This window comes from Billgrantia kenyensis (assembly GCF_013697085.1).
GTDB classification, from domain to species: Bacteria; Pseudomonadota; Gammaproteobacteria; order Pseudomonadales; family Halomonadaceae; genus Halomonas; species Halomonas kenyensis.
The window spans coordinates 20,910-46,448 of sequence record NZ_JACEFT010000021.1; the positions used below are offsets into that span (position 1 = coordinate 20,910).

21 protein-coding genes are annotated in these 25,539 nt (G+C 65.2%); 2 read left to right on the forward strand and 19 right to left on the reverse strand.

The features are described 5' to 3' along the window. The first annotated feature begins 50 nt into the window (after positions 1–50). Together H1D44_RS15020 and H1D44_RS15025 are read left to right on the forward strand one after the other, a co-directional pair. Positions 51–1,172, forward strand: coding sequence for an efflux RND transporter periplasmic adaptor subunit (locus tag H1D44_RS15020; RefSeq protein WP_422671673.1), 1,122 nt, complete (start codon positions 51–53; stop codon positions 1,170–1,172). Continuing rightward, positions 1,172–4,288 (forward strand): efflux RND transporter permease subunit, encoded by a 3,117-nt coding sequence (locus H1D44_RS15025; RefSeq protein WP_181515673.1) that lies wholly within the window; start codon positions 1,172–1,174, stop codon positions 4,286–4,288. Before H1D44_RS15020 ends, H1D44_RS15025 begins: the two co-directional genes overlap by 1 nt. Positions 4,289–4,375: 87 nt before the next feature. On the opposite strand, the gene H1D44_RS15030 is transcribed toward H1D44_RS15025, so the two are convergent. The 19 genes from H1D44_RS15030 to asd all read right to left on the reverse strand — a co-directional run bounded on the left by H1D44_RS15030 (position 4,376) and on the right by asd (position 25,454). Next, positions 4,376–4,801 carry a DUF3617 domain-containing protein gene (locus tag H1D44_RS15030; protein ID WP_181515674.1) on the reverse strand — a complete coding sequence of 142 codons (426 nt, stop codon included), beginning with the start codon at positions 4,799–4,801 and terminating at the stop codon, positions 4,376–4,378. Between the two features lie 123 nt (positions 4,802–4,924). After that, complete coding sequence (locus H1D44_RS15035) at positions 4,925–6,841, reverse strand: putative bifunctional diguanylate cyclase/phosphodiesterase (protein ID WP_181515675.1); 1,917 nt, start codon at positions 6,839–6,841, stop codon at positions 4,925–4,927. Between the two features lie 482 nt (positions 6,842–7,323). Continuing rightward, positions 7,324–7,797 (reverse strand): Spy/CpxP family protein refolding chaperone, encoded by a 474-nt coding sequence (locus H1D44_RS15040; RefSeq protein ID WP_181515676.1) that lies wholly within the window; start codon positions 7,795–7,797, stop codon positions 7,324–7,326. Positions 7,798–7,879: 82 nt separating this feature from the next. Further along, a complete protein-coding gene (locus H1D44_RS15045; protein WP_181515719.1) occupies positions 7,880–9,190 on the reverse strand; it encodes an MATE family efflux transporter in 1,311 nt (436 codons plus the stop codon). 68 nt (positions 9,191–9,258) lie between these two features. Next, positions 9,259–9,756, reverse strand: a complete 498-nt coding sequence (locus H1D44_RS15050) for a PAS domain S-box protein (protein ID WP_181515677.1) — start codon at positions 9,754–9,756, stop codon at positions 9,259–9,261. A 124-nt stretch (positions 9,757–9,880) separates the two neighbouring features. Next, the gene (locus tag H1D44_RS15055) at positions 9,881–10,465 is read right to left on the reverse strand and encodes a YceI family protein (RefSeq protein WP_181515678.1); all 585 of its coding nucleotides are present in this window, start codon (positions 10,463–10,465) and stop codon (positions 9,881–9,883) included. 40 nt (positions 10,466–10,505) lie between these two features. After that, complete coding sequence (locus H1D44_RS15060; RefSeq protein WP_181515679.1) at positions 10,506–11,060, reverse strand: cytochrome b; 555 nt, start codon at positions 11,058–11,060, stop codon at positions 10,506–10,508. Between the two features lie 148 nt (positions 11,061–11,208). Next, positions 11,209–12,405, reverse strand: coding sequence for an O-succinylhomoserine sulfhydrylase (locus H1D44_RS15065; protein ID WP_181515680.1), 1,197 nt, complete (start codon positions 12,403–12,405; stop codon positions 11,209–11,211). A 7-nt stretch (positions 12,406–12,412) separates the two neighbouring features. Then, entirely contained in the window at positions 12,413–13,936 is a 1,524-nt protein-coding gene (purF, locus tag H1D44_RS15070) for an amidophosphoribosyltransferase (RefSeq protein WP_181515681.1), read from the reverse strand. Between the two features lie 73 nt (positions 13,937–14,009). Then, positions 14,010–14,573, reverse strand: a complete 564-nt coding sequence (locus H1D44_RS15075; protein WP_181515682.1) for a CvpA family protein — start codon at positions 14,571–14,573, stop codon at positions 14,010–14,012. A gap of 4 nt (positions 14,574–14,577) precedes the next feature. Further along, complete coding sequence (locus H1D44_RS15080; RefSeq protein WP_181515683.1) at positions 14,578–15,273, reverse strand: SPOR domain-containing protein; 696 nt, start codon at positions 15,271–15,273, stop codon at positions 14,578–14,580. Positions 15,274–15,292: 19 nt separating this feature from the next. Next, complete coding sequence (gene folC, locus H1D44_RS15085; protein WP_181515684.1) at positions 15,293–16,579, reverse strand: bifunctional tetrahydrofolate synthase/dihydrofolate synthase; 1,287 nt, start codon at positions 16,577–16,579, stop codon at positions 15,293–15,295. A gap of 9 nt (positions 16,580–16,588) precedes the next feature. Then, entirely contained in the window at positions 16,589–17,614 is a 1,026-nt protein-coding gene (accD, locus tag H1D44_RS15090) for an acetyl-CoA carboxylase, carboxyltransferase subunit beta (protein WP_181515685.1), read from the reverse strand. 75 nt (positions 17,615–17,689) lie between these two features. Then, entirely contained in the window at positions 17,690–18,505 is an 816-nt protein-coding gene (trpA, locus tag H1D44_RS15095) for a tryptophan synthase subunit alpha (RefSeq protein ID WP_181515686.1), read from the reverse strand. A gap of 2 nt (positions 18,506–18,507) precedes the next feature. Then, a complete protein-coding gene (gene trpB, locus H1D44_RS15100; RefSeq protein WP_181515687.1) occupies positions 18,508–19,722 on the reverse strand; it encodes a tryptophan synthase subunit beta in 1,215 nt (404 codons plus the stop codon). Between the two features lie 70 nt (positions 19,723–19,792). Next, positions 19,793–20,443 (reverse strand): phosphoribosylanthranilate isomerase, encoded by a 651-nt coding sequence (locus H1D44_RS15105; protein WP_181515688.1) that lies wholly within the window; start codon positions 20,441–20,443, stop codon positions 19,793–19,795. Beyond that, complete coding sequence (gene truA, locus H1D44_RS15110; RefSeq protein WP_181515689.1) at positions 20,440–21,384, reverse strand: tRNA pseudouridine(38-40) synthase TruA; 945 nt, start codon at positions 21,382–21,384, stop codon at positions 20,440–20,442. Before truA ends, H1D44_RS15105 begins: the two co-directional genes overlap by 4 nt. Before the next feature lie 7 nt (positions 21,385–21,391). Next, a complete protein-coding gene (locus H1D44_RS15115; protein WP_181515690.1) occupies positions 21,392–24,106 on the reverse strand; it encodes a FimV/HubP family polar landmark protein in 2,715 nt (904 codons plus the stop codon). Between the two features lie 235 nt (positions 24,107–24,341). Further along, positions 24,342–25,454 (reverse strand): aspartate-semialdehyde dehydrogenase, encoded by a 1,113-nt coding sequence (gene asd, locus H1D44_RS15120; RefSeq protein ID WP_181515691.1) that lies wholly within the window; start codon positions 25,452–25,454, stop codon positions 24,342–24,344. Between the last annotated feature and the right edge of the window lie 85 nt (positions 25,455–25,539).

The following is a 25,539-nucleotide window of genomic DNA, read 5'->3' on the forward strand; positions in this document are numbered from 1 at the left end:
GGCCAGGAAGGCCTGCCTTCTCATGCTGCCTGAACAAGACAAGAGCCCTCATGAACACATCGCGACCCGTTTACCTCCAGCCGGCCCAGCGGTTGGCCTCGATGGCCATGCTGCTGTGCCTGGCCGTTCTACTCGCCATGACGCTGCCGCCCGCCGCCGCCCAGGAGCGCCCGGCGGTGATCGGCGCCCGCGCTGTCGTACAGTCCTGGTCCGACCCGCTCGAGGCGCTGGGTACGCTGCGCGCCGACGAGAGCGTGACGCTCTCGGCCACGGTGACCGAGATCGTCGCCGAGCTGAACTTTCGTGACGGCGAGGTGGTGGAGGCCGGGCAGCTGCTGATCCGGCTGGAAGATGGCGAGGAGCAGGCCCAGCTGCGCGTCGCCCAGGCGCTGCGCGACGAACGCCGCGGCAGCGTGGAGCGGCTGACCCAGCTGCAGAGCCGCAACATGGCGCCGCGGGCCGACGTGGAGGACAGCCAGGCCCGCCTGCGCCAGGCAGAGGCGGAGGTACAGGCGCTCGAGGCACGGCTCTCCAACTATCGCCTGCGCGCCCCCTTCGCCGGCCGCGTCGGCTTTCGCAACATCAGCGTGGGCAGCCTGGTCTCCCCGGGCACCCAGCTCGTGACCCTCGACAAGCTCGACGTCATGAAGCTCGACTTCAGCGTCCCGGAGTCGTTCCTGGCAATCCTCGAGCCGGGCCTGCCGCTTTCCGCCCGCAGCGCCGCCTTCCCCGGTGAGCTATTCGAAGGCGAGGTCAGCAGCGTCGGCTCCAGGGTCGACCCGGTGAGCCGCAGCATCACGGTGCGCGCCGAGCTGGAGAACCCGGGGCTGCGCCTGCGCCCCGGGATGCTCATGGAGGTGGTACTGCAGCGCAGCCCGCGTCAGGCGGTGGTGGTGCCCGAGTCGGTGCTGATTCCCAGCGGCGACAAGCAGTACGTGTTGCTGATCGACGAGGCCGATGAATACCGCCTGGTACGCCGGCAAGTTCGCGTCGGCGAGCGGCGCGTCGGCCAGGCCGAGATTCTGGAGGGCCTGGAGGACGGGGAGCTGGTCGTGACCCACGGCCTGCAGCGCGCCCATGAGGGCGACCAGGTTCGACTGCTCGGCATCGCCGATGACGACACCTCGATTCGCGACATACTCGAGGCCAATCGCAGCGAGGAAAATGCCTGATGCGGCTCTCGGACATCTCGGTTCAGCGGCCGGTACTCGCCACCGTCTTGGCGCTGCTGATCGTCGCCTTCGGGCTGCTCGCCCTGCAGCGGCTGCCGTTGCAGGAGTACCCCGCCATCGACCCACCGGTAGTCAGCATCGATACGCGCTACCCCGGCGCCTCGGCCAGCGTGGTGGAATCGCGTATCACGCAGGTGCTCGAGGACCGCATCGCCGGCGTCGAGGGCATCGAGCTGATCACCTCTTCCAGCGAGGACGGTCGTTCGCGCATCAATATCGAGTTCCGCCTCGACATGGAGATCGACGCGGCGGCCAATGACATCCGCGACCGTATCTCCGGTGCGCTGCGCAACCTGCCCACCGAGGCCGACCCACCCGAGGTGCAGAAGGCCGACTCCAGCGAGGAGGTGGTGCTATGGCTCTCGCTCTCCGGTGCCGGCTATACCATTCCCGAGCTCACCGACTACGCCGAACGCTACCTGGTGGACGGCTTCTCGGTGCAGCCCGGCGTGGCCCGCGTGCGGGTCGGCGGCGGGCGCGAGTACGCCATGCGGGTATGGCTCGACCGCAATGCCCTGGCGGCGCGCAACCTCACCGTCAGCGACGTGGAGAGCGCGCTGCGGGCGGAGAACGTCGAGCTGCCGGCAGGATCGATCGAATCCCGCGATCGTCAGTTCGTGGTGCGCCTGCCCCGCGCCTTCGCCGAGCCGGGCGACTTCGATCGGCTGGCCCTGGCCCAGGGCGACGACGGCTACCTGGTGCGCCTGGGCGACGTGGCGCGGGTGGAGATCGGCTCGGTGGAGGATCGCTCGATCTTCCGCGCCAACGGCGTGCCGATGGTGGGGCTGGGGATCATGAAGCAGTCCACCGCCAACGTCCTGGAAGTCTCCCAGGGGGTGCAGGCGGAGCTCGACCGGGTTCAAGCCAGCCTGCCCGACGGCATGACCCTGAGCCTCAACTATGACGCCTCGGTGTTCGTCTCGGGCGCCATCCAGCAGGTAGTGATCACCCTGTTCATCGCCCTGGGGCTGGTGGTGGTGGTGATCTTCATGTTCCTCGGCAACGTGCGCACCACCCTGATCCCCGCGGTGACGGTACCGATTGCCATCATCGGCGCCTTCATGGCCCTGGCGCTGATGGGCTTTTCCATCAACCTGCTCACCCTGTTGGCTCTGGTACTCGCCATCGGCCTGATCGTCGACGATGCCATCGTGGTACTGGAAAACATTCACCGACGCATGCACGACTACGGCGAGACGCCGCTGGTGGCGGCCTTCCGCGGCACGCGCCAGATCGCTTTCGCCGTGATTGCCACCACCCTGGTCTTGATCGCGGTGTTCGTGCCGCTGGGCTTTCTGCAGGGCAATGTCGGACGCCTGTTCTCCGAATTCGCCCTGACCATGGCCGCCGCCGTGGCCATCTCCAGCGTACTGGCGCTGTCGCTGACGCCGATGATGGCCTCGAAGATCCTCAAGCCATCGATGCACGACAGCCGCATCGCCCACGGCGTCCAGTGGCTGCTGGAGTTCTCCCAGCGCATCTACCGCACCCTGCTTGGCGCCGTGCTGAAGGCACGCCTGGCGGTGCTGGCGGTATTCGTCGGCCTGATCGGCGCCACGGCCTGGCTCGCCGACCGGCTGCCGAGCGAATACACCCCGCAGGAGGATCGCGGCAGCTTCATCATCCTGGTGAATGGCCCGGAAGGTGCCACCTTCGACTACATCATGGATTACATGGACGAGATCGAGACGCGCCTGGAGCCGATGCTCGACAGCGGCGAACTGGAGCGGGTGGTGGTGCGGGCACCACGCGGCTTCGGCAACATCGAGAACTTCAACAACGGCTTCGCCATCATCAGCATGGCCGAATGGGGCGAGCGTCGCGACGCCTGGACCATCATGAACGAGGTACGCGACGAGCTTGCCGGCCTGCCCGGCGTACAGGCCTTCCCGGTCATGCGCCAGGGCTTCGGCCAGCGCATCAGCAAGCCGGTGGAGTTCGTGCTGGGCGGCGGCACCTACGAGGAGCTGGCCGAATGGCGCGACTTGCTGATGGAGCATGTGCGCGAGGACAACCCCCGACTCATCGGCCTGGACAGCAACTACCGGGAAACCCAGCCTCAGCTGCGGGTCCAGATCGACTACGATCGCGCCGCAGACCTGGGCGTGACGGTCACCGAGATCGGCCGCACCCTGGAGGTGATGCTGGGCGGGCGTAACGTGACCCGCTACCTCGACAATGGCCAGGAGTATGACGTCATCGTCGAGGGCGACCGCGCCAGCCAGTCGAGTCCGCGCGCGCTGGACAACATCCAGGTGCGCTCGGCAAGGACCGGGGAGCTGATTCCCCTGGCCAGCCTGGTGAGCTTTTCCGAGGAGGCCGGTGCGAGCACGCTCAACCGCTTCAATCGCCTGCGCGCCATCACCATCGAAGCCAACCTGGCAGACGGCTACTCGCTGGGCGAGGCGCTCGACTACCTCGAGGCCGCTGCGGCGGAGGTCCTCCCGGCCCAGGCGCAAACCGACGTCAGCGGCGCCTCACGGGACTTCCGCCTGGCCAGCGGTGCCACCACCTACCTGCTGATCCTGGGTGGCCTGGTGGTGTTCCTGGTACTGGCGGCGCAGTTCGAGAGCTTCATTCACCCCTTCGTCATCATGCTCACCGTGCCACTGGCCATGAGCGGCGCCATGCTCGGGCTGTTCGTGACCGGCCAGTCGCTGAACATCTATAGCCAGGTGGGACTGGTCATGCTGATCGGGCTGGCTTCAAAGAACGGCATCCTGATCGTCGAGTTCGCCAACCAGCTGCGCGATCAGGGGCTGGCTTTCCGCGACGCCCTGATCGATGCCTCGGTGACCCGCCTACGGCCGATCCTGATGACTGCCGTGACCACCATGGCCGGCTCCATCCCGCTGATCGTTTCCACCGGCGCCGGCTCGGAGTCGCGCATGGTCATCGGCACCGTGATACTGACCGGCGTGGCTGCCGCCACCTTCTTTACGCTGTTCGTGGTGCCGGTGGCCTACGATCTGCTGGCCCGCCGGACCGGCTCGCCGGGAGACGTAAAGCGCCGCCTGGAAAGCGAGATGGCCAAGGCTCCCGCCGAACCGCGCTGAGCCTGGGCCTCTGGCGCAAGGCCCGGCTGCCGTAACGCAAGAGGGCCACCCTTGGGTGGCCCTCTTGCGTTCAGCGCATTCCGGCTATCAGCAGTCGCCGATACGCTCACCATCGATGGTGGTTTCCATGCGCATCTGACCCATCGGTGAGTCGGTATCGATATTGACGCTGCCTTCGACCCGCTCACCCAGGAAATCCATGCGACCGTCGATATTTGCCTCGCCTCCCTCGGCATGGCAAACCATGCGGTAATCGACGCCGTCCACGGAGACGTTGTGCTCCAGAAGCTCGCAGCCTTCCTCGACTTCAAGGAACTGGAAGTCGGCATCGTCCAGGTCGCCTTGCACGATGCACTCCTGATGACTTTCCGTCTGATCGGGAATCGGCACATCGCCCTTGACGGAAGTGGTGCTGGTGAACTGCCACTGGCCAGGCACGATATTGGGCGTCTCGGCCAGGGCCGAAAGCGGTAGCAGCAGCACGGCAGCGGCAACCAAGGGACGTAAGGACATGTCATTCTCCGTTGTGTTGAAAGGCTTGGTCGAGGAGGCCCGCTCCTCAAGCGACACGATGGCCCAGCTTACCTCAGCCAAAGCGGGAAAAGGAGGGAAAAACCGCAGCGATCATCCCCTCCATCAGAAGGGGGAGGTGCAATCCAGCTCGCTCAACTTGAGCTCTTCCAGGGGCAGTGGACGGCCAAAGAGGTAGCCCTGGAAAGCCTTGCAGCCATGCTCGAGCAGCCAGCGATGCTGCGCTTCGGTTTCCACCCCCTCCGCGGTGACCTTTAGTCCCAGGCTATCGGCCAATGTCAGCGTCGTGTTGACGATGGCGGCATCGACGGGATTCTCGAGCACGCCGTTGACGAAGGACTTGTCGATCTTCAAGCCATGCAGCGGCAGCCGCTTCAGGTAGTTGAGCGAAGAAAAACCGGTACCGAAATCGTCCAGGGCGAAGCGAATGCCGAGCTGGCTCAAGCGCAGCATGATCTCGCGGACCCTCTCCGGATCCTCCATCAGCAGACTCTCCGTGACTTCCAGTACCAGCCGGGCAGGATTGGCCCGCGTCGACTCCAGGGTGTGCTGGACACGTGCCACGAAGTCCGCTTGATGGAACTGCACCGAACTGACATTGACGGCAATGGAAAACGACTCCTTGCCGCTTTCAATTGCCCAGGCGGCCAGCTGGCGACAGGCCGTCTCGAGCACCCAATATCCGATCGGCAGAATAAGCCGGTTCTTCTCGGCCTGAGGAATGAAGAGATTGGGCGGGACCAGGCCACGCTGTGGGTGTTCCCAGCGGATCAGGGCCTCGACACCGGTCACCCGGGAGCGCTCATCCACCTGAATCTGGTAGTGCAAGCGAAGTTCGTTGCGCGCAAGCGCCTGGTGCAGGTCGGCCTCGAGGTGCACCCGCTCCATCACGTCGGCCTGCATTTCGGGGTTGAAGAAGCGCAGGGTATTTCCACCCGCAGCCTTGGCCTGCTGCAGGGCAATGTCCGCCTGGCGCATGGCACTGTCGACATTGGCCCCGCCGTCGGCAAACAGGGTAATGCCGATACTCGCCGTGGTAGGCAGGCCCAGCAGGTTGTCATCCGCTGGCTGGATGTTCATGACCTGCCCCAGCAGCTTCTCGGCCACGCGTTCGGCTGCAGCCGCCGCCTGGTCGACGTCGAGGCCAAGGTCATGTATCAGCATGACGAACTCGTCGGCGCCCAGCCGTGCCAGGGTGTCACTCTCGCGCACCACTTGCTGGAGCCCCTGCGCCACACTGCGCAGCAGACGGTCACCGGACTGAAGCCCCTGGGTCTCGTTGATGACCTTGAAGTCGTCGAGATCGATGAACATCAGGGCAGCATAGCGTTCGCTGCGACGCGTTCCCTTGACGACCATCGCCAGGCGATCGAGCAGCAGACGTCGATTGGGCAACCCGGTCAAGGGATCGTAGAAGGTCAGATGATATTTGCTGGCTTCGATGTCGCCAAACTCGGTGACATCCGTCGAGATACTGCACAGGGCGCGAACCGAGCCGTCCGGGTCGTGTAGCGGCAACTTGATCGATAAGTAGGTATGGGTGGTGGTGCCATCAAGACCCGCATGCCCCTCTTCGGCTACCACCTTCTCGCCCTGCTCGAGGACGCGTTGGTCGTTGAAGCGCTGGTCAGCCAACCTGTTGGAATCGAAGAGGTCCTGATCTCGCTTGCCAAGAATCTCTTCCACCGGCCTGCCGATGACTTCACTGGCCTTGCGGTTGACATACTGGTAGCGAAAGTCGGCCGCCTTGACATAGATACAGGCATCGATGCTATCCAGAATGGTTTCCAGCTCGTGCTTGCTGGCCTCGAGCCTGCTGGCTTCGCGCAGCCACCGGTTGCGAAGCAACACCCCCACCAGGATCAGGCCCAATACCACAACGAGCAACGCCGCCACTACCCAGCCAGGCCCGGCGGGAAGGGTCAAGCTCCCGGTGGCGGCAACTGCGCTCGATGGCAGGCCGACTCCCAGCCCGGCCAGAGCTAGCAGCCAAGCCCTGGGAAACCGGTTTGAATTGGACATCCCGTCACCTGTCGAAAGGACATGCTTAGTTATAGCAGATAAAACTAAAACAACCGAACTGCCCGGATTTGCGATGGAAGACGCTGCTCTCTCGCCAACTGGGCAGAGTGGATTATCTGCTGTAACGGCTCCCCTTCACCTCCCTGGTAGCCGAGATGTCATCATCTCCGATATGGCAATGCAGCGAAAGGAAAAACTCCGCTCGATGATGAGGGCTATTTGCGCCTCTGATAACAAGATGGGAGGTCTTGCACTGCAAGGGAACGGCCCTGACTCAGGTGCTTGTCATGAAGCTCATGCGTCAAGCGGCGTAGCGGGACAGGTCCAGCCCTTTCGGGTCGATGGCCGGTATCGAGCCACAGGTTCTCGACCCGGGCGGTGCCGATAATCGGCGAGGGAGGGAGAGATCGAGGAAAGGAGGAAGGATGACTCTTGGCCAAGGCAGCGGCCTTGCCGAGAGCAAGGCGCTGCCAATAGAGCTTTTACTGCACGGGCTGAGCGGGTTGGCCGCCCTGCTGCTGCTCCATCTGGCCCTGCAGGTCCTGCATCTGCTGCTGCTGCTGGGCAATGGCTTCGTCGAGAGTTTGACGCTGCTCATCGGTGAATACCGCCTCGATACGAGACTGCAGCAGTACCGTCTCGGCGGTGATCTCTCCCGTCAGGTCGCCGAGCCGCGCGGCATCCTGGCGAATGGCGTTCTCATCGAAGTCGGGCCCCACATAATCACCAAGGCGCGCTTGAAGCGCCTGAGCCTCCTGCTCCTTGGGTGCCAGCTGCTGCTCCGCCTCGTCAAGCAAGCCACGAATCTCCTGCTGCTGGTTCTCGTCCAGATCGAGCAGCTGGTTGAGCTGGTCCACCTGGTCGCCCTCCGGCGGAGCCTGCATCTGCTGAGCCGCCGCAGCGCCAGCCAGGCCCAGGGTGAGCGCGAGAGTTGCTACAAACTTGGTGAACTTCATAGGTACTCCATTCCATCAGCGGTGCTTTCATGGCTCGAACCACACGAGCCACTACGTCTTACCCCTGACAGCAGAATGCCCGTCAGGTTCGCTCACGAGACAAAAGAACTGTTTTTTTGCCCTCGGCAGCTGATTTCACCGCCAACATTCGACGCAGCAGTTTCCAGGCCACCCATCCGGCCAGAACGTTGCCCACTGCCGCTCCCACGGCCAGGCCCTCGAGGCCGGCGAGCCAAGCCCCTAGCCACAGGCATGGGAGGTAGCAGAGGAATAGCCGAGCTGCCGACATCAGCATGGCACGTAGCGGCCAGCCCAGGGCATTGCCGGCAGAAACCACCAGCATGCAGACACCCAGCGCAGCGTAGCTGGGCAGCAGGAAGCGGATCAGTACCGTCAAGTCACTGCGCACATCGGGGCTGCCAGCAAGAAGTTGGGCCAGCCAGGGAGCCGTCAGGGCCAGGGTCAGGCCCAGGCACAGCTGCCATATCACCACGACCTTCAATGCAAGGCGAAGCAATTGCCTGACCTGGGTCCAGTCACCGGCACCGTAGCAGCGCCCGATCCAGGGCGGCAGCGACATGGTCAAGGCAAGGACCACCACGAGGGCAAGCGTCTCGAGGCGGCTGGCAAGGCCCCATGCCGCTACCGACGCCTCCCCCAGGGTAGCGACTATCGATATGGCCAGCATGGCCGCCAGCGGAGGCATCAGCTGGCTGATCATCGCCGGCCCCGCGATACCCAGGAAAGGCCGCGCCGAATACGCCGCCTCATCCCGGAGCCCGCCGATTGCCAGCCAGTCCTGCCGGCGCAAGCGGCTCACTGCAATTACCAGACCGCTGCCGAAGGCAAGCACCGTGGCCCAGGCCGCACCGGGTAGCCCGAGCCCCGCCCAGGGGCCGAGGCCGAAGATCAGCACGGGATCGAGAACAAGATTGACGAGACTGGTCACCACCATCATCTTGCCGGGCAGCCGCGTATCGCCGTGGGCACGAAACAGACTGTAGATAAAGTAGAGCAGCGCCCCCAGCCAAGCAGCCAACAGCTGCGGTGCCCAGTAGCCACGTATCAGGCCGAGAGTCGCCGCATCTGCTCCGAGGCGAGAGAAGATTGGCTGCTGCGCCCACCAGAGCACGAGGGCGAGCAAGGCCATGATGACGCCCCCTACCATCAGTACCAGGCTGCCGAGGCGCCGCGCTCGCGCCATCTCCCCCGCGCCCAACGCCCGCGAGATGAGCGCAGCGATAGCGATGCCGAGCCCCACCTGGACGCCAATGATGAGGAAGGTCAAAGGAAAGGTGAAGGACTGGGCGGCCAAGGGCGCCGTGCCCAGCCGAGCGACGAAGGCGCTGTCCACCAGTTGAAAGCCGAGCAGCGCCAGCACGCCCAGGGTCATCGGCCACGTCTGGCGCCAGAGCGTGGATCCCAGGCGCGGCGTGGAACCGTCACGCAGCGAAGGAGAGGTCACTGCGCGATCACCCCCCGGTCGAGAACCTGCGAAGCAGGCATGCCCGATGAGCCGCCAGCTGCATCGAGTCGAACATCGACACAGAACATGACGGGGTCGTCAGTGAACTCGTCGAACATGACATGGTAGGAGAATACCGGGACCGGCTGCCCCCGCTTGTCTTGCGGCAACAAGCGCCCAGAGGGTATCGGCCGGCCTTCGTACAGCCAGGCAGTGTGCAGGCGCACCACCTCCTCTTGCATGGCGTCAGGGATGATGAGCTCTTCGAGCCGAAGCCCTACCGCCTCTTCGGCGCGATAGCCGTAGAGCCGGACACTCTCCTCGTTCCAGTAGATCACTCGCCTGTCACGGTCATAGCCCTGGACGGAAATATTGGGCAGGCCTTCCAGTAGCGCACGAAACCGTGTGTCTCCCGGGCGGGCTTTTCGTTCCACGCCTACCAGACACTTGACACCATGGCAGAGTCGACGAAACGCAGGGGAAAAATCAGCCATGGCAGACTCCAGCAGCGGTCAGGGGTAAGCATCGGCCCGCATGGTAGCTGAAATCGAGAGGATTACCGACCCCCCGGCCATGGCCGGGGGGCTGAACGGCAGGATAAGACGCCGTGGGGAGCGCTTACTGGCGCACGCCTTCGAAAGTAACGTAGAGCTCGAGCTCGTGCATGACTTCCGGGAAGTCACTCATGTCGATGCCGAAATCCGCCAAGGTCAGGTTGGTAGAACCTTCGAAACCGGCCCGGTAGTTACCCCAGGGGTCCTCGCCTTCACCCATCAGCGTGACCGGCATCTCGATCTCACGGGTTTCGCCCTTGAGCGTGAGGTCGCCGGTGAGCACGCCCTCGTCGTCCCCGGTCGGCTCGAAGCCGGTGGAGACGAAGGTGGCGGTGGGATAGGTACCGGCGCTGAGGAAGTCATCGCTCAGGAAGTGACGGTCACGCTCGGCGTGATTGCTGTTGAGGCTGTTGACCTGGACTTCCATCTCGACGCTCGATGCCTCGAGGTCGTCGGCATCGTAGTGGAAGCGCCCCTCGAACTCCTCGAAGGTACCCAGGATATAGGAGTAGCCGAGGTGGTTGATCTTGAACTGGATGAAGGCGTGCTGACCCTCGATGTCGACGATGTAGTCATCGGCGAGTGCCTGGCTGGCGGTAGCCAGGGAAACGGCACCAATAGCAGTAGCGATGGCGGCTTTCTTGAACATGGATCTCTCCTTGGTTGGTTGCGCCCGCGGGCGCAGGCGTTCAACGGCGACGCGTACGTGCCGGGTTCAACATGCGCACGAGAATATCGTGGCGGTCAATGAAGTGATGCTTGAGAGCAGCCAGGGCATGACCCGCAGCGAGCAACAACAATGCCAGGGCGCTGTACCAGTGAATCTCTCCGGCAATGCTCGCCTGATTGGGCAGATGGCTGACCAGCGCCGGCACCTCGAACCAGTTGAACACGCTCACGCCCCGTCCGCGGGCAGTGGAAATCAGATAGCCGCTGACCATCACCGTGAGCAGCAGGACGTAGATCGCGATATGGCCGAGGTGTGCGGCAAGGCGCTCGAAACGACTGCCCTGGGCCTGGGGTGTCGGCTGGAAGAGTCGCCAGAGGATACGCAACAACGTCGCGAAGAGCAGCAGCATGCCGATTGAGCGGTGCCACCAGGGGGCTAGGTTGTACCAGGGATCGAAATAGCCCAGGCCGGTCATCCACCAGCCGAGCATGAACAGGCCGACGACCGCCAGGGCACTGGCCCAATGCAAGGTAATGCTGACCAGGCCCCAACCTGTCCGTGTGTTGCGCCACATCTTTCGTTGCTCCCGTCGAACTTCGCTGTCGATGGAGGGCAGCATACCGCAACGCATCATGCCAATGCGCTGAATAAAGCCGAACGCAACGTTCGCAAAAATTCCTCGACCAGACGCCGAAAGCGCGGCTTGCCGCGCCAGCCCCGGCTCAGATCAAGGCATCGAGACCGCGGGCCAGGTCGGCGCGGATGTCCTCGATGGCCTCGAGACCTACCGCCACCCGTATCAGGCCTTCGCTGATACCGGCCGCTTCCTTCTGAGCCTCCGAGAGACGCCCGTGAGTCGTGGTGGCAGGATGGGTGATGGTCGTCTTGACGTCCCCCAGGTTGCCGGTAATCGACAACATGCGGGTGGCATCGATGACCGACCAGGCGGCCTCCCGCCCCCCTTTCACCTCGAAGCCAAGTACAGCGCCAAACCCGTGCTGCTGCTGCCTGGCCAGCTCATGCTGGGGATGCTCCGCCAGCCCGCTGTAGTAGACACGTGCCACGGCAGGCTGTGCCTGAAGCCACTCGGCCAGGGCCTGGGCATTGTCGCAGTGCGCCCGCATGCGCAGGTTCAGGGTCTCGAGCCCCTTGGTAAAGATCCAGGCATTGAACGGGCTCATGCAGGGCCCGCAGGTGCGAACCACGCCGAATACCTCCTCGAGCTCCTTGTCACGCCCCACCACGGCGCCTCCTACCGCCCTCCCCTGCCCATCCAGGTACTTGGTGGCGGAGTGGATGACCAGGTCCGCCCCCAGGGCGATCGGCTTCTGCAGTGCCGGGGTCAGGAAGCAGTTGTCGATGGCCAGCAGCGCGCCGTGGCGATGGGCGATCTCGGCCAGGGCCTCGATATCGACCACCTCGGAGAGCGGATTGGAAGGCGTCTCGGCGAACAGCAACCGGGTGCTGGGGGTGATGGCCGCCTCCCAGGCACTCAGGTCCGAAAGCTCGACATAGCGAGTGACGATGCCCAGCTTGCCGAAGTACTTGTCGAACAGGCTGACGGTGGAGCCGAACAATGAGCGCGAGGCGACGATCTCGTCGCCGGCCTGCAGCAATGCCATGACGGTGGAGAGAATCGCCGCCATGCCGGAGCTGGTCGCTACACAGCGCTCGCCCCCTTCGAGCGCCGCGAGGCGACGCTCGAAGGTATGCACCGTCGGATTGGTAAAGCGCGAGTAGACATTGCCCGGCTCTTCGCCTCCGAACTTGCGTGCGGCTTCCGCGGCGCTGCCATAGACGAAACTCGACGTGGGAAAGATCGGCTCGCCATGCTCCTGCTCGTGGGTGCGCCGATGTCCGGCGCGAATCGCCAGCGTTTCAGGCGCCCAGGCCGCATCGGATGTCGTGTCGTCGTGCATGGTGGCCTCAGTCGTCGATGTCGTCATCCTGGTTATGCATGCCCACCAGTGCGTGGGCACCCACGCTCTGCTGCTGCTTGGCAGCATCATTACGCGAGGCCTCCAGCGCTGACAGGTAGCCTTCGTCGATATCTCCGGTGACGTAGTGGCCATCGAATACCGAGCAGTCGAACTGGTCGAGCTTGGGATTGACCTCGCGGCAAGCCGCCTTCAGGTCTTCCAGGTCCTGATAGAAGATGCGGTCGGCGCCGATCAGCTCGCCGACCTCCGCCTCGCTGCGGCCATGGGCGATCAGCTCGGCTGCCGCCGGCATGTCGATGCCGTACACGTTAGGGTAGCGCACCGGTGGCGCGGCGGAAGCGAAGTATACCTTGTTGGCACCGGCGTCGCGGGCCATCTGAATGATCTGCTTGCAGGTAGTCCCCCTGACGATGGAGTCATCCACCAGCAGCACGTTCTTGCCCTTGAATTCGACGCCGATGGCGTTGAGCTTCTGACGCACCGACTTCTTGCGCTGGGTCTGTCCCGGCATGATGAAGGTGCGCCCGATATAGCGGTTCTTCATGAAGCCTTCGCGATAGGTCACGCCCAGATGCTGTGCCAGCTCCAGCGCCGAGGTACGCGAGGTATCGGGAATCGGTATTACCACGTCGATATCGTGGTCCGGCCATTCGCTGCGGATGCGATCGCCCAGCTTGCGGCCCATCTGGATGCGCGTGCCGTAGACGTAGGCGCCGTCGAGAATCGAGTCGGGACGCGCCAGGTAGACATGCTCGAAGATACACGGCGCCAGCAGCGGTGCATCGGCACAGGACTGGGTGTGGATGTTACCGTCCATGTCGACGAAGATGGCCTCGCCCGGCGCCAGGTCGCGATGCAGCTCGAAGCCGCCCACGTCGAGCGCCACCGACTCGGAGGCGATCATCACCTCCTGGCCATTACCTTCGTCGCGGGTGCCGAACACCACCGGGCGAATGCCGTGGGGGTCGCGGAAGGCCACCAGGCCGACGCCGTTGATGATCGCCACGGCAGCGTAGCCGCCGCGACAGCGCCGATGCACGCGTCGCACCGCATCGAAGATGTCGCCCGGGGCGAGATGCAGCCCCTGCTTGCCCAGCTCGTGGGCAAAGACGTTGAGCAGCACCTCGGAGTCCGAACTGGTGTTGATATGCCGCAGGTCGGAAGAGAACAGCTCCTGCTTGATCTGCTCGGAGTTGGTCAGGTTGCCGTTGTGGGCCAGGGCGATGCCGTACGGCGAGTTGACGTAAAACGGCTGCGACTCGGCTTCGCTGGCGGAGCCGGCGGTGGGATAGCGTACGTGACCGATACCCAGGTTACCCTTCAGGCGCGCCATGTGACGGGTATGGAACACGTCGCGCACCAGGCCGTTGCTCTTGCGCAGCAGGAAGCGACCTTCGTTCCAGGTCATCATGCCGGCGGCGTCCTGCCCCCGGTGCTGAAGCACCGTCAGGGCATCATAGATCGCCTGGTTCACGGTCTGCTTGGCCAGAAGGCCGACGATACCGCACATTCCACCTTACCTCGCTTGCAGGGGGCCGGCTCGCGCCGGCTTGAAAAAGAGCACTGTCATGTCGAATGACGAGTCAAAGCGCGCCGGGTTCGGGGTCGCCGGCGTCTCGGCGTTCGGGTAGCGGCATGTTGCGCCACGCCTCGGGGGCCTCGGGGACTCGCCCCTCCCAGGTCTCAAGCTGGCTCACCGCCCAGTCGCGCATCTGTTCGAAGGTAGGGCGCAGCTCGGCTTCCTGCCACGCCTGCAGCTGTGCCAGCGGCGTGAGGCTGATGAGGATGGTGGCCACCACCAGTACTGCCGCACCGCGGGCAACGCCGAAACAGGCGCCGGCCACGCGGTTGAAGAAACCCATGCCGACCCACTCCACGGCGGCATGCACCATGCGGATGACAATCCCGCATAGCAGGACCACGCCGAGAATCACCAGGATGAAGGCCAGTACCAGCCGCCCATCCGGATTGTCGATCACGCCCGAAAGAAGATCGGCCACCGGTTCAGCAAGCAGTCGCGCCGCCAGCAGCGCAATGACCCATGCCGCGAGCCCCAGACCTTCACGCACCAGGCCACGCATGAATCCCGCCAGGGTCGAGATGGCGAGTACGGCAAGAAAGCCCCAATCGATCCAGGTCAGTGTCATCGCCTCAGTCTCTCACCCGGACAAGCAGTCCCTGCAGGTTGGCACGCTCCTTGACGGCATTCATGGCCCGCTCACCCGATTCGGAAGAGTCGAAGGGGCCCACGTAGACGGTGGTCATGTTGTTGTCGCGCCGTCGGCTGTAGACGGGGAAGCCCTCCTCCTCGAGCCGCGCCTGAAGCCGCTCGGCATTGCCCGCCTCGCCGAAGCTGCCCACTTGCACTGCCCACTCGCCTCCAGCGGAGGCGGACACCTGCGGCTCGGGCTCGGGGCTCGGCGAGGCAGGCTCGCCCTGTAGCCGCTCGGAGGCTGCCTGGGCCAGGTCGGCGATGGGATCCTCGCGGGGCGCCTCTGCCGGCTCGGGCGCAGGGCTGGGGCTGGGGCTGGCAGTTTCCTGCTGCACCGCCACGGCCGGCTCGGGGTCGATACCCGCCGTGTCAGCTGGCTCGGGCTCGATGCTCTCAGGCACCGGCTGCGTAGCGTCCGGGCTCGCCTCGGGCGAGCGAATCTGGCCCAGACTCTCGGGGGGTTGAGGGTCGGGTACGTTGCGCCGCTCCACCGGCACGGGCTGCTCGATGGTCAGCACCGGCTGGGGGCGCTCGTCCCGGGGTGCCGGCTCGTCGAACAGCATCGGCACAAAGATCACCGCGAGGGCGATCAGGATGACCGCCCCGCTGATTCGTTCGCGCATTCCGTACTTCATCTTCCCCTCCTGCCCCCGGCTAAGCCGGCTTCGCCTGCTTCCATGACAGTATGGCCGCCACCGTGAAGAAGGAGCCGCACACCAGCACACGATCCTCGGGTGAAAGCTCGCCGGTCAGCCAATCGGCACCCGCTTCGGGTGACGCGGCTCGGCAGGCGACCTTACCCCCCTGCGCCTCTATTCTCGCGGCCAGCTCGTCGGCTTCACGTCCACGTTCCCCGTCAAGGGTTACCGCGACCCAGGCATCCGTGACCCCGTCAAGCGCTTCGATCACGCCTTCTGCATCCTTGTCGACCAGCATGCCGATCAGCACCCAAGTCCGCCCACGACAGGGCTGAGCCGAGAGCCGGCCGGCCAGGTAGGCAGCGGCATGAGGGTTGTGGCCCACGTCGAGACACCACTGCCCGAGCCACTGCATGCGCCCGGGTACTACCAGTTCGCTGAGCGCCTGGCGACAGCGCCGCTCTTCCAGCGCGAGCCCGGAGCACGCCAGGGCCTGCAGTGCCGTTGAGGCATTGTCCAGCGGCAGGCCCGGGTCGGGCAAGTCCCGAAGCGCCAGCGAACGCCCCTCGAGGTCGGTTCCCTGCCAGTCGAAGCCTCCACGCGTACCGGAATGCCAGTGGAAAGCCTGCCCCAGGACCTTGACCGGTGCACCCTGCTCTTGCGCTGCGAGCGTGACGCTCTCGGGAAGTTCACGACTGCCCAGCACGGCAGGACGGCCTGCACGCATGATGCCGGCCTTCTCGCGACCGATTCCTTGAAGGTCCGTGCCGAGAAAGGCCGCGTGGTCGAGGGCGATGGTAGTGATGACAGCGACATCGGCGTCGATGACGTTGACCGCATCCAGTCGCCCGCCGAGCCCCACCTCGAGTATGGCGAGCTCGGGGCGATGCAGGGCGATGACCCACAGCGCCGCCAGCGTGCCGGCCTCGAAGTAGGTCAGGCTGATCGACTCGCCGTCCAGACGCGCCGCTTCCACGGCTTCGAAGCCGGCAATCAAGGCGGCATCGTCGGCTTCGCAGCCATCGAGGCGCAGCCTCTCGTTGTAGCGCAGCAGGTGAGGCGAGGTATAGGCTGCCGTGGTCAGGCCGTGGACTCGCGCCAGCGCCTCGAGCATGGCCACGGTGGAGCCCTTGCCGTTGGTGCCGGCCACGGTGATGACCCGCGGTGCCAGTCGGCCCTCGAGCAGGCCCAGACGGCGGGCGACCTCGGCCACTCTTTCCAGGCCGAGATCGATACCCACCGGGTGGACCTGCTCGAGGTAGGCGAGCCAGGCATCCAGCGTACACGTGGTGTTCGCAGGCATCACGGGCCGTCAGCGAGCCGGGTCGGGACGGTCATCATCCTCTGACGCAGCAGTACCTGAGCTATCCTCGTTCACCTCGGGCTCGCCGGCCTCGACGACCTCGATCTCCTCCGCCGCGGCGCGCTCGGCCTCGTCGACCAGGTCGGGCTCGGGAATCATCTCATCCTCGAGGCCATTGGGCGGCTGGTGGGTCAGTTTACGCAGCACTCCCCCCAACCGGTCGCGCATTTCACCGCGCGGCACGATCATGTCGACGGTGCCATGCTCAAGCAGGAACTCGCTGCGCTGGAAGCCCTCGGGCAGTTTCTCGCGCACGGTCTGCTCGATGACCCGCGGCCCGGCAAAACCGATCAGCGCATTGGGTTCCGCCACGTTGAGATCGCCCAGCATGGCCAGGGAAGCCGACACGCCGCCGAACACGGGGTCGGTGAGCACCGAGATATAGGGCACACCGGCCTCGCGCAGGCGCTCCAGCGCCGCCGAGGTCTTGGCCATCTGCATCAGCGAGAACAGCGCTTCTTGCATCCGTGCACCACCGGAGGCGGAGAAGCAGATGAAGGGAATGCGCTCCTCAAGCGCCAGGGTGGCGGCACGCACGAACTTCTCGCCCACCACTGCACCCATCGAGCCGCCCATGAAGGTGAACTCGAAGGACACCACGACGACCGGCAGACCATCGAGGGTGCCGCGCATGGCAACCAGCGCGTCCTTCTCCCCGGTCTCCTTCTGGGCCGCATTGAGGCGGTCCTTGTACTTCTTGGAGTCGCGGAACTTGAGACGGTCCACCGGCTCGAGCTCGGCCGATATCTCCTCGCGCCCCTCCTTGTCGAGGAACCAGTCAAGGCGCTTGCGCGCGGTCAGGCGCAGGTGGTGATCGCACTTGGGACAGACGTTGTGATGCTTTTCCAGTTCGGGCAGATAAAGTACCGCCTCGCACTTGGGACACTTGCGCCACAGGCCGTCGGGCACGCTGGCCCGCCGGTCCTTGCGCTGAATCCGTCCCATGGAGGGAACAATCTTGTCGAGCCAGCTCATGTCAGAAAGGCTTCCGTATGCTGTTGCGCCCGGCGTTACCGGGCGTCATGAGTCGAATCTTGGGCTAGGGGCGGCTCAGCGGGCAGGCAGCGCATCCAGAGCCTGGCGCATCTCGCCCAGTACCGCCTTGAGTTCGCCGGCAATCGCTTCCGGCCGCTCGGCGTTCTCGGCGATGCGGCTGACCAGGGCGCTGCCGACGATGACCCCATCGGCCACCTTGCCGACCTCCGCGGCCGACGCTCCGTCGCGAATGCCGAAACCCACGCACAGCGGCAGCTCTGTCAGCCCACGCAGCGGCGCCAGGTGCTCGGCTACGTCATCGGCATTGAGGGTGGCCGCCCCGGTCACGCCCTTGAGCGCAACATAGTAGAGATAGCCCTCGCCGTGGGCGCATATTGTAGCGGCCCGCTCGGTCGAAGTGGTAGGGGCGACGAGAAAGATCGAAGCCAGGCCACGCTGCTTCAGAATGGGCCCGAACTCGTCGGCCTCCTCCGGCGGCATGTCCACGGTCAGCACGCCATCGATGCCGGCAGCAGCAGCCTGCTCGGCGAATGCCTCGAGGCCGATACGCTCGATGGGGTTGAGATAGCCCATCAAGACCACGGGCGTGTCACCGTCGCTCTGGCGGAACTCACGCACCATCTCGAACAGGTGGGTAAGGCGTACCTTGTGCTTGAGCGCCCGCTCGCAGGCCTTCTGGATCACCGGGCCGTCGGCCATGGGGTCGGAAAACGGCACGCCCAGCTCGATCACGTCGGCGCCCGCCTCCACCAGGGCATGCATGAAGCCGACGGTATGCTGGGGCGCCGGATCTCCGGCGGTAATGAAGGGGATCAGCGCCCGGCGGCCCTGGGCCTTGAGCTCGGCGAAGCGTTTATCGATTCGATTCATCGTCAGAACTCCAGGCCGTCGATCTTGGCGACCGTCATGATGTCCTTGTCGCCGCGGCCGGAGAGGTTGACCACGATGTTCTGGTCGGAGCGCAGGGTCGGCGCCAACACCTTGGCATGAGCCAGGGCATGGGCCGACTCCAGCGCCGGCATGATGCCCTCCACCCGGGTCAGCTCGCGGAACGCCTCGAGCACGGCGTCGTCGTTGGCGGCTACGTACTGAACGCGCCCCACGTCCTTCCACAGGGCGTGCTCGGGCCCGACTCCCGGATAATCCAGACCGGCCGAGATCGAGTGTGTATCGGAGACCTGGCCACCTTCGTCGGACATCAGGTAGGTACGATTGCCGTGGAGCACGCCGCGCGGCGCGTTGGAGGCCAGGGGTGCGGCATGGCGCCCGGTGTCGACGCCGTCGCCGCCGGCTTCGACGCCGTACATGGCAACCTCGTCATCCTCGACGAAGGGGTAGAACAGGCCCATGGCATTGGAGCCGCCGCCGACGCAGGCGACCAGCGCATCGGGCAGCTTGCCGAACTCCTCCAGCGACTGGCGGCGCGCCTCGCGGCCGACCACGGCGTTGAAATCGCGCACCAGCATCGGATACGGGTGTGGTCCGGCCACGGTGCCGATGATGTAGAAGGTATCGTCGACGTTGGTCACCCAGTCGCGCAGTGCCTCGTTCATGGCGTCCTTGAGGGTGCGGGTGCCGGATTCGACCGGAATCACGTTGGCCCCGAGCAGGCGCATGCGATAGACGTTGAGCTTCTGGCGCTCCACATCCTCGGCGCCCATGTAGACCTCGCACTTGAGCCCCAGGCGCGCCGCCACGGTAGCCGTGGCCACGCCGTGCTGGCCGGCACCGGTCTCGGCGATGACCCGCGGCTTGCCGCTCATCTTGGCCAGTAGCGCCTGGCCGATGGTGTTGTTCACCTTGTGCGCGCCGGTGTGGTTGAGGTCTTCACGCTTGAGCCAGATCCGTGCCCCGCCGAGCTTGTCCGACCATCGCTCCGCCAGGTAGAGCGGAGACGGGCGGCCCACGTAGTGGGCCAGGTCGTAGTCGAATTCGGCCTGGAAGTCCGGGTCGTCGCGAAGACGCATGTACGTCTTCTCCAGATCGTCCAGGGCGAAGCTCAGGGTCTCCGAGACGAACCGGCCGCCGTAGGGGCCGAAGTGGCCGCGGGCATCCGGCAGTCGGGTCAGGTCACTGAACTTGCTCACTAAAGACACCTCATAGGGTCGCCATAAGGGAATGGTTGTCGGGTCTGTCCGGGCAGATAAACGATGACGGCTAGCTCGGGCGCTTGCGGTCGGCCTCGGCCACCGCCGCGGCGAATGCCGAGAGCAGGCTGGGATCCTTGCAGCCGGGCTCGGACTCCACGCCACCCGAAACGTCCACCGCGAAGGGGCGCACGCACTCGACCGCATCGGCCACGTTGTCAGGGGTCAGCCCACCCGCGAGAATAACAGGTTTTGCCAGACTTGCGGGGATTCGCGACCAGTCGAAGGTCTCGCCGGTGCCGCCCGGCACGCCGGGACGGTAGGCGTCCAGCAGCAGCGCCTGGGCACCGGCATAGGCCTGTGCAGCGGCGTGCAGGTCGAGGTCGTCGCGCATGCGCAGCGCCTTGATCCAGGGCCGGTCGAACCCGGCACAGAAAGCGGGCGTCTCGTCGCCGTGGAACTGCAGCAGGTTCAGGTAACGGCTGGCCTGGAGAATGAGCTCGGGGGGCTGATCGACAAATAGACCGACCCGGGTGACGAAGGCCGGCACACCGGCAGCGAGCGCCGCGAGGCGATCCAGGTCGACGTGACGGCGACTGCCTGGCCAGAGCACGAAGCCGAGCGCATCGCCCCCCGCCGCCACGGCGTCAGCCACGTCCTGCTCACGGGTCAGGCCGCAGAACTTGATACGGGTACGGATCGAATGCACGCGAGACGTCATCTTCCCCCCTCATTCAACGTGGAGACACTCGCCTTCACTGCTGCCACGGGCTTGCCCCGCCGAAACTCGACCATGGGGCAGTCGGGCAATTGGCGCTCGCCGGTCCACTCGCCGAGAAAGGCAAGCAGGTTGGGCCCCAGCGGCTCCTGGGGCAAGCCCCAGGCCTCGTCATAGAGCGAGTCGACGAAGTGCAAGCCGCAGGCCGGTGCGGTGACGTCGGAGAGGGTGCGATCCTTGAGCGCCAGCAGTTCAGCCAGGTAGCCATCGCCCTGCTCGCCGCGCCCCACGCTGACAAGGGCGCCGACGATGTTGCGGATCATATGATGCAGGAAGGCATTGCCCTGCACGTCGACGACGACCAGCGGGCCATGCCGGTGGACTTCGATGAAGTGCAGGTGGCGCCACGGGGTCTTCGACTGGCAGCCTGCCGCCCGAAAGCTGGAGAAGTCGTGCTCGCCGACCAGCACCTGGGCGGCGCGATGCATGGCATCGGCATCCAGCGGATCACGGCACCAGGTCACATTGTGTCGTTCAAGCACCGGCCGACTGGGTTGATTGAGGATGATATAGCGATAGCGACGCGCCAGCGCCTTGAAGCGGGCATGAAAGTCATCGGGCACTTCGCGCACCCAGCGTACCGCCACGTCTCGGGCCAGGTTGGCGTTGACACCGAACACCCAGGCCTTCTGCGAGCGCTGCGCTGGCGCATCGAAATGCACGATCTGGCGGGTGGCATGCACGCCGGAATCGGTTCGCCCGCTGGCATGGATGGTCACCGGGTGGCTCGCTACCTTGGACAGCGCTCGCTCCAGCTCGGCCTGAACCGAGGGCGCATGCTTGAGTCTCTGCCAGCCGCAGTAGGCGCTGCCATCGTATTCCACCCCCAGGGCCAGGCGGCCGGTCAGGGGGCGGCGGTCGTCGAGAGGTCGAAAAAGGGTCATGCCACCGTCAGAGTCGATAGTGTGTGATCAGCTCCCGGGCTTCGTCACGCAGGTGAGGCTCCTCGGCCTCATCGAGCAGACGCTGCAGCAGCGCATGCGCCTGAGCCAGGTCGCCTCGCTCGAGCAGGCGACGAGCCTCGGCCAGGTCATCTTGCGGTGCCGGTTCACTCCGGGCCGGGCCATTATCCCCGTCGAGCGGCGGGAAGGCCACTTCCTCGACTTCCCACTCGTCATCTTCGTGTGCGATGTGCTTGTCCAGCGGGGGTAATTCGACCTCTCCTTCGGTCTTGAGTTCGTCATCGCCATGAGCCGAATCGTCACGCCCCGGCTCCACGCGGGGGAAGTCGATGCTGGGTTGCATCGGGGTTTCCACTCGGGGTGCCGGCTCGGGATCGAGGGCAGGCGGTCGATAGTCGATCACATCCCACTCGCCGCCTGACTGCTCCTGCGCGGTGGGATGCGCTTCCGCGTCACTTTCATCCCTCGGGAGGTGCGGTTGCTCTTCCTGCGCCACCCCCTCCCGACTCCCACTCTGCTGCTCACCACTCTCATGCGGCTCGGCCGAAGGCTCAGCGGCGGGTGACGGGGTATTGCTCCCGGCAGACGGTTCACGTGTCGCGAAAGACGCCAAGGGCAGTGCTGACCCCGCTGCGGGCGTGCTGCTTGCCGGCGGCTCCGCCTCCGGGGGCTCGCGACTCTGCGCCGGATCGCTGGCAAGGTCGTCGGTAGCCGCATCATGCTGGCCCGCTGGCGCCCCCTGCGCTTCGGGCGGCGCCTCTCTGCTCGCGGCAGCAGCCGGCTCGGCATGTCGCCTGGCCATCAAGCGCGCCGCCTCGGCCATCAGCGCGGGGTCGCCGGTTTCAGCCAGTTTCTGCATCGCATCTTCGGCGGCCTGCCAACTGCCCTGCTCGACATGGACATTCAACAACTTGAGACGCAGGTCTTCCCGCCCCGGGTCACGATCCAGGGCAGCCTCGAGCTGCTCTCGGGCCTGATCGTAACGCCCGTAGGCCATGAAAATATCCGCCTCGCTGATCGCCTCCGCCTGCGGCATGGCCGGGCGCACGCTTTCACGCTCTTCCGACTCGGCTTCAGAGACCGTCATCCCGGCGACCATGGGGGGCGCCGTCGCTGCTGACGGACCCGGCGGTGACGCGCCAGCAGCTGGCGACATGCCATGAACCATGCTGGGCATGGCGGCACTGCCCATCGACTCGGCCTGATCACGCCGCTGGCGACGGCGCACCAGGAGCCACAGCCCCAGCAAAGCGGCGAGCCCGGCTGCGCCAAATATCAGGTTTCGGTCAACGGTTGCCGGATACATGGCCCCCCACCAGGAGGCGTCGGCCTGATCATCGGCATCTAGCTGGACCACCGCGCCCCCGGGCCCATCGCCCCCTCCTCCACCGGCAAGCAGTTGAGCCAGCTGCTCGCGCATGGCCTCGACCTCGTCGCGCAGGCCGCCGAGCTCTTGCTGCAAGGCATCGCGCTCGGCCTGCACGTCTTCCAGCGCTGCCTGGCTTTCCTGCCAGCGCTGCTCGAGCAGGGCAAGGCGCGAGTCACCTTGCCCCCCGGCCAGCTCCCCCGCCCCGAGCGTGGCCAGTACGTCGGGGTCCAGCGAACCGCCACCGCCATCCACGGCCGCGCCTTCAGCCACCGCCCGGGAGTCCTGATCCACCACTTCCAGCGTCGCTTCTGCAGCGAGCTCCTCATCGCTGAGAAGCGTCAAGCGAGGCGTTGACTCCTCGGTTTCGGCAGTACCAGACGGTACTGTTGTATCAGGCGGCGGCGGGGTCTCATCAAGTGCCATGGCACCATTCTGCTCATCCGCTCCCGGCGGTGATGCCTGCGCGGCAACCGAAGCAGCAGCGACCTCGACTTCCTGGCCTGCCGCCACTGTGGGCCCGAGAGGAACTCGCGCGGGGGCGCCGCCGCCACGATTGGCCCAGGCCTGGTTCATGGCTTGAACGACGCGGGAGGCCTCTTGTCCCGAGCGGGCGTCGATCGCATCACGAGAAGGGACCACCAGGGTGTGGCCAGCGCGCATGGCGTTGATATTGCCCGAGGGAAACACATCCGGGTTGGCCTCGATCAGCGCGACCATCATCTGCTCCATGCTGATGCCGCTATCCGGCCTCAGCCGGCCGGCAACCGCCCAAAGGGTATCGCCGCTGCCTACCCAGGCAGGGTCGTCCGCCCGGGGCTGGCTCGCACTCGCGGCGGAGGGCCGGGAAACCGTCTGCGGAGTCGAATCCGGCTGCGTGGCTGTCGGCGTATCGGCAGGTGAGAGCTGACGACTCGGGCCGCTGACCAGTACCGGCATCTGGTCGTAATCCGGCGGGTCGAGCAACAGGGTGACTTCGCGCAGCTGCCGGCCCGAAGGCCAGTCGAAGCGCAGCAGGAGGTCCATCCAGGGCTCCCGTACCGAGCGCTCGCTGACCAGCGTCACGGCCCATTCGCCTTGGCGCACCTCGACATCGGCACGCACGCTGGCGGCCAGTGGCGTACGCACCAGCCCGGCCGACTCGAACTCGCGTGGATCTGCGACACTGACCCGCAGCAGCTCGGGATCGAGTCCGGCCGTATCGGTGAGAGGGATGACAGCACGCAGGGGAGCATTCAGGGAGGAGCGCACATCGACCTCCCCGACCCCCAGAGCCAGCGCCTGCGGGCTTGCGGCCGACAGCGAAAGCAGCACGGCTAATGTCAACTTGCGTCTCATCGAGTTCCCTTGCATTTTCCGCTTGTCATAGAAGCGCCCGGTCTGTCATGCCGGCGTTCTTCATCTTGTAGGACTATGTACCATATCCTTGAGCCATGCGCCCTGCCCACAGCCTTTCATCTCATCAGATCGACTGTCATTCTCCCGGCCATCGCCGAACCGAGGATCATGCCGGCCCAACGCAAAACGGGGCACCTCCCGCAGGAGGTGCCCCGTTCATGGCACTGCGAGAAATTTACTGCTCGCGCAGGATCTTCAGCATGCGCTTGAGCGGTTCGGCAGCCCCCCACAGCAGCTGATCGCCCGCGGTGAAGGCCGAGAGGTATTCGCCGCCCATGTTCATCTTGCGCAGGCGCCCCACCGGAACGCTCAGCGTGCCAGTCACGACCGAAGGCGTCAGTCCGGCAATGGTGGCCTCCTTGTCGTTGGGGATCACCTTGACCCACTCGTTGTGCTTGGCGATACGCTCCTCGATTTCATCTATCGGCACATCTTTCTTCAACTTGATAGTGAAGGCCTGGCTGTGCGAGCGCATGGCGCCGATCCGCACGCAGATGCCGTCGATGGGCACCGGGTTGTCCTGGATGCCGAGGATCTTGTTGGTCTCGACGCTGCCCTTCCACTCCTCGCGGCTCTGGCCGTTATCGAGCTTGGTGTCGATCCAGGGCAGCAGACTGCCGGCCAGCGGCGCAGTGAAGTTCTCGGTGGGGAAGTCGCCGCTGCGCATGGCCTGGGTGACCTTGCGGTCGATGTCGAGGATGGCGCTGGCGGGGTCGTCCAGCTCGCTGGCCACGCAGTCGCGCAGCGCCCCCATCTGATTGAGCAGCTCGCGCATGTGCTTGGCACCGGAGCCGGAAGCCGCCTGATAGGTCATGGAGGTCATCCATTCGATCAGATCGGCCTCGAACAGGCCGCCGAGCCCCATCAGCATCAGGCTGACGGTGCAGTTGCCGCCGACGAAGGTTTTTGTGCCGCGCGCCAGTTGCTCATCGATGACCCGACGATTGACGGGGTCGAGCACGATGACCGACTCGTCCTCCATTCGCAGGGTACTGGCGGCATCGATCCAGTAGCCCTTCCAGCCACCGCCGCGCAGATCACCGTAGACCTGCTTGGTGTAGTCGCCGCCCTGGCAGGTGATCACGACGTCCAGCGCCTTGAGCTCTTCGATGTCGGTGGCATCCTTGAGCGGAGGAACGTCGACGCCGATGTCCGGGCCGGGCTTGCCGACCTGGGAGGTGGTGAAGAAGATCGGCTCGATGCCGTCGAAGTCCCCATCCTCCTGCATGCGCTGCATGAGCACAGAGCCCACCATGCCGCGCCAACCGACGAAACCGACTTTCAACATGTGAAGTCCTCCTGAAAAAAATGAGGCCATTAGTATACATGACACGGGCCCACCTCGCAGGCGGGCCCGAGCCAAGGGTCATGAC

Coding starts and splice junctions, on each gene's coding strand:
- H1D44_RS15020 (WP_422671673.1), top strand. CDS start 51: ATGAACACATCGCGACCCGTTTACCTCCAGCCGGCCCAGCGGTTGGCC.
- H1D44_RS15025 (WP_181515673.1), top strand. CDS start 1,172: ATGCGGCTCTCGGACATCTCGGTTCAGCGGCCGGTACTCGCCACCGTC.
- H1D44_RS15030 (WP_181515674.1), bottom strand. CDS start 4,801: ATGTCCTTACGTCCCTTGGTTGCCGCTGCCGTGCTGCTGCTACCGCTT.
- H1D44_RS15035 (WP_181515675.1), bottom strand. CDS start 6,841: ATGTCCAATTCAAACCGGTTTCCCAGGGCTTGGCTGCTAGCTCTGGCC.
- H1D44_RS15040 (WP_181515676.1), bottom strand. CDS start 7,797: ATGAAGTTCACCAAGTTTGTAGCAACTCTCGCGCTCACCCTGGGCCTG.
- H1D44_RS15045 (WP_181515719.1), bottom strand. CDS start 9,190: ATGACCCTGGGCGTGCTGGCGCTGCTCGGCTTTCAACTGGTGGACAGC.
- H1D44_RS15050 (WP_181515677.1), bottom strand. CDS start 9,756: ATGGCTGATTTTTCCCCTGCGTTTCGTCGACTCTGCCATGGTGTCAAG.
- H1D44_RS15055 (WP_181515678.1), bottom strand. CDS start 10,465: ATGTTCAAGAAAGCCGCCATCGCTACTGCTATTGGTGCCGTTTCCCTG.
- H1D44_RS15060 (WP_181515679.1), bottom strand. CDS start 11,060: ATGTGGCGCAACACACGGACAGGTTGGGGCCTGGTCAGCATTACCTTG.
- H1D44_RS15065 (WP_181515680.1), bottom strand. CDS start 12,405: ATGCACGACGACACGACATCCGATGCGGCCTGGGCGCCTGAAACGCTG.
- purF (WP_181515681.1), bottom strand. CDS start 13,936: ATGTGCGGTATCGTCGGCCTTCTGGCCAAGCAGACCGTGAACCAGGCG.
- H1D44_RS15075 (WP_181515682.1), bottom strand. CDS start 14,573: ATGACACTGACCTGGATCGATTGGGGCTTTCTTGCCGTACTCGCCATC.
- H1D44_RS15080 (WP_181515683.1), bottom strand. CDS start 15,273: ATGAAGTACGGAATGCGCGAACGAATCAGCGGGGCGGTCATCCTGATC.
- folC (WP_181515684.1), bottom strand. CDS start 16,579: ATGCCTGCGAACACCACGTGTACGCTGGATGCCTGGCTCGCCTACCTC.
- accD (WP_181515685.1), bottom strand. CDS start 17,614: ATGAGCTGGCTCGACAAGATTGTTCCCTCCATGGGACGGATTCAGCGC.
- trpA (WP_181515686.1), bottom strand. CDS start 18,505: ATGAATCGAATCGATAAACGCTTCGCCGAGCTCAAGGCCCAGGGCCGC.
- H1D44_RS15105 (WP_181515688.1), bottom strand. CDS start 20,443: ATGACGTCTCGCGTGCATTCGATCCGTACCCGTATCAAGTTCTGCGGC.
- truA (WP_181515689.1), bottom strand. CDS start 21,384: ATGACCCTTTTTCGACCTCTCGACGACCGCCGCCCCCTGACCGGCCGC.
- H1D44_RS15115 (WP_181515690.1), bottom strand. CDS start 24,106: ATGAGACGCAAGTTGACATTAGCCGTGCTGCTTTCGCTGTCGGCCGCA.
- asd (WP_181515691.1), bottom strand. CDS start 25,454: ATGTTGAAAGTCGGTTTCGTCGGTTGGCGCGGCATGGTGGGCTCTGTG.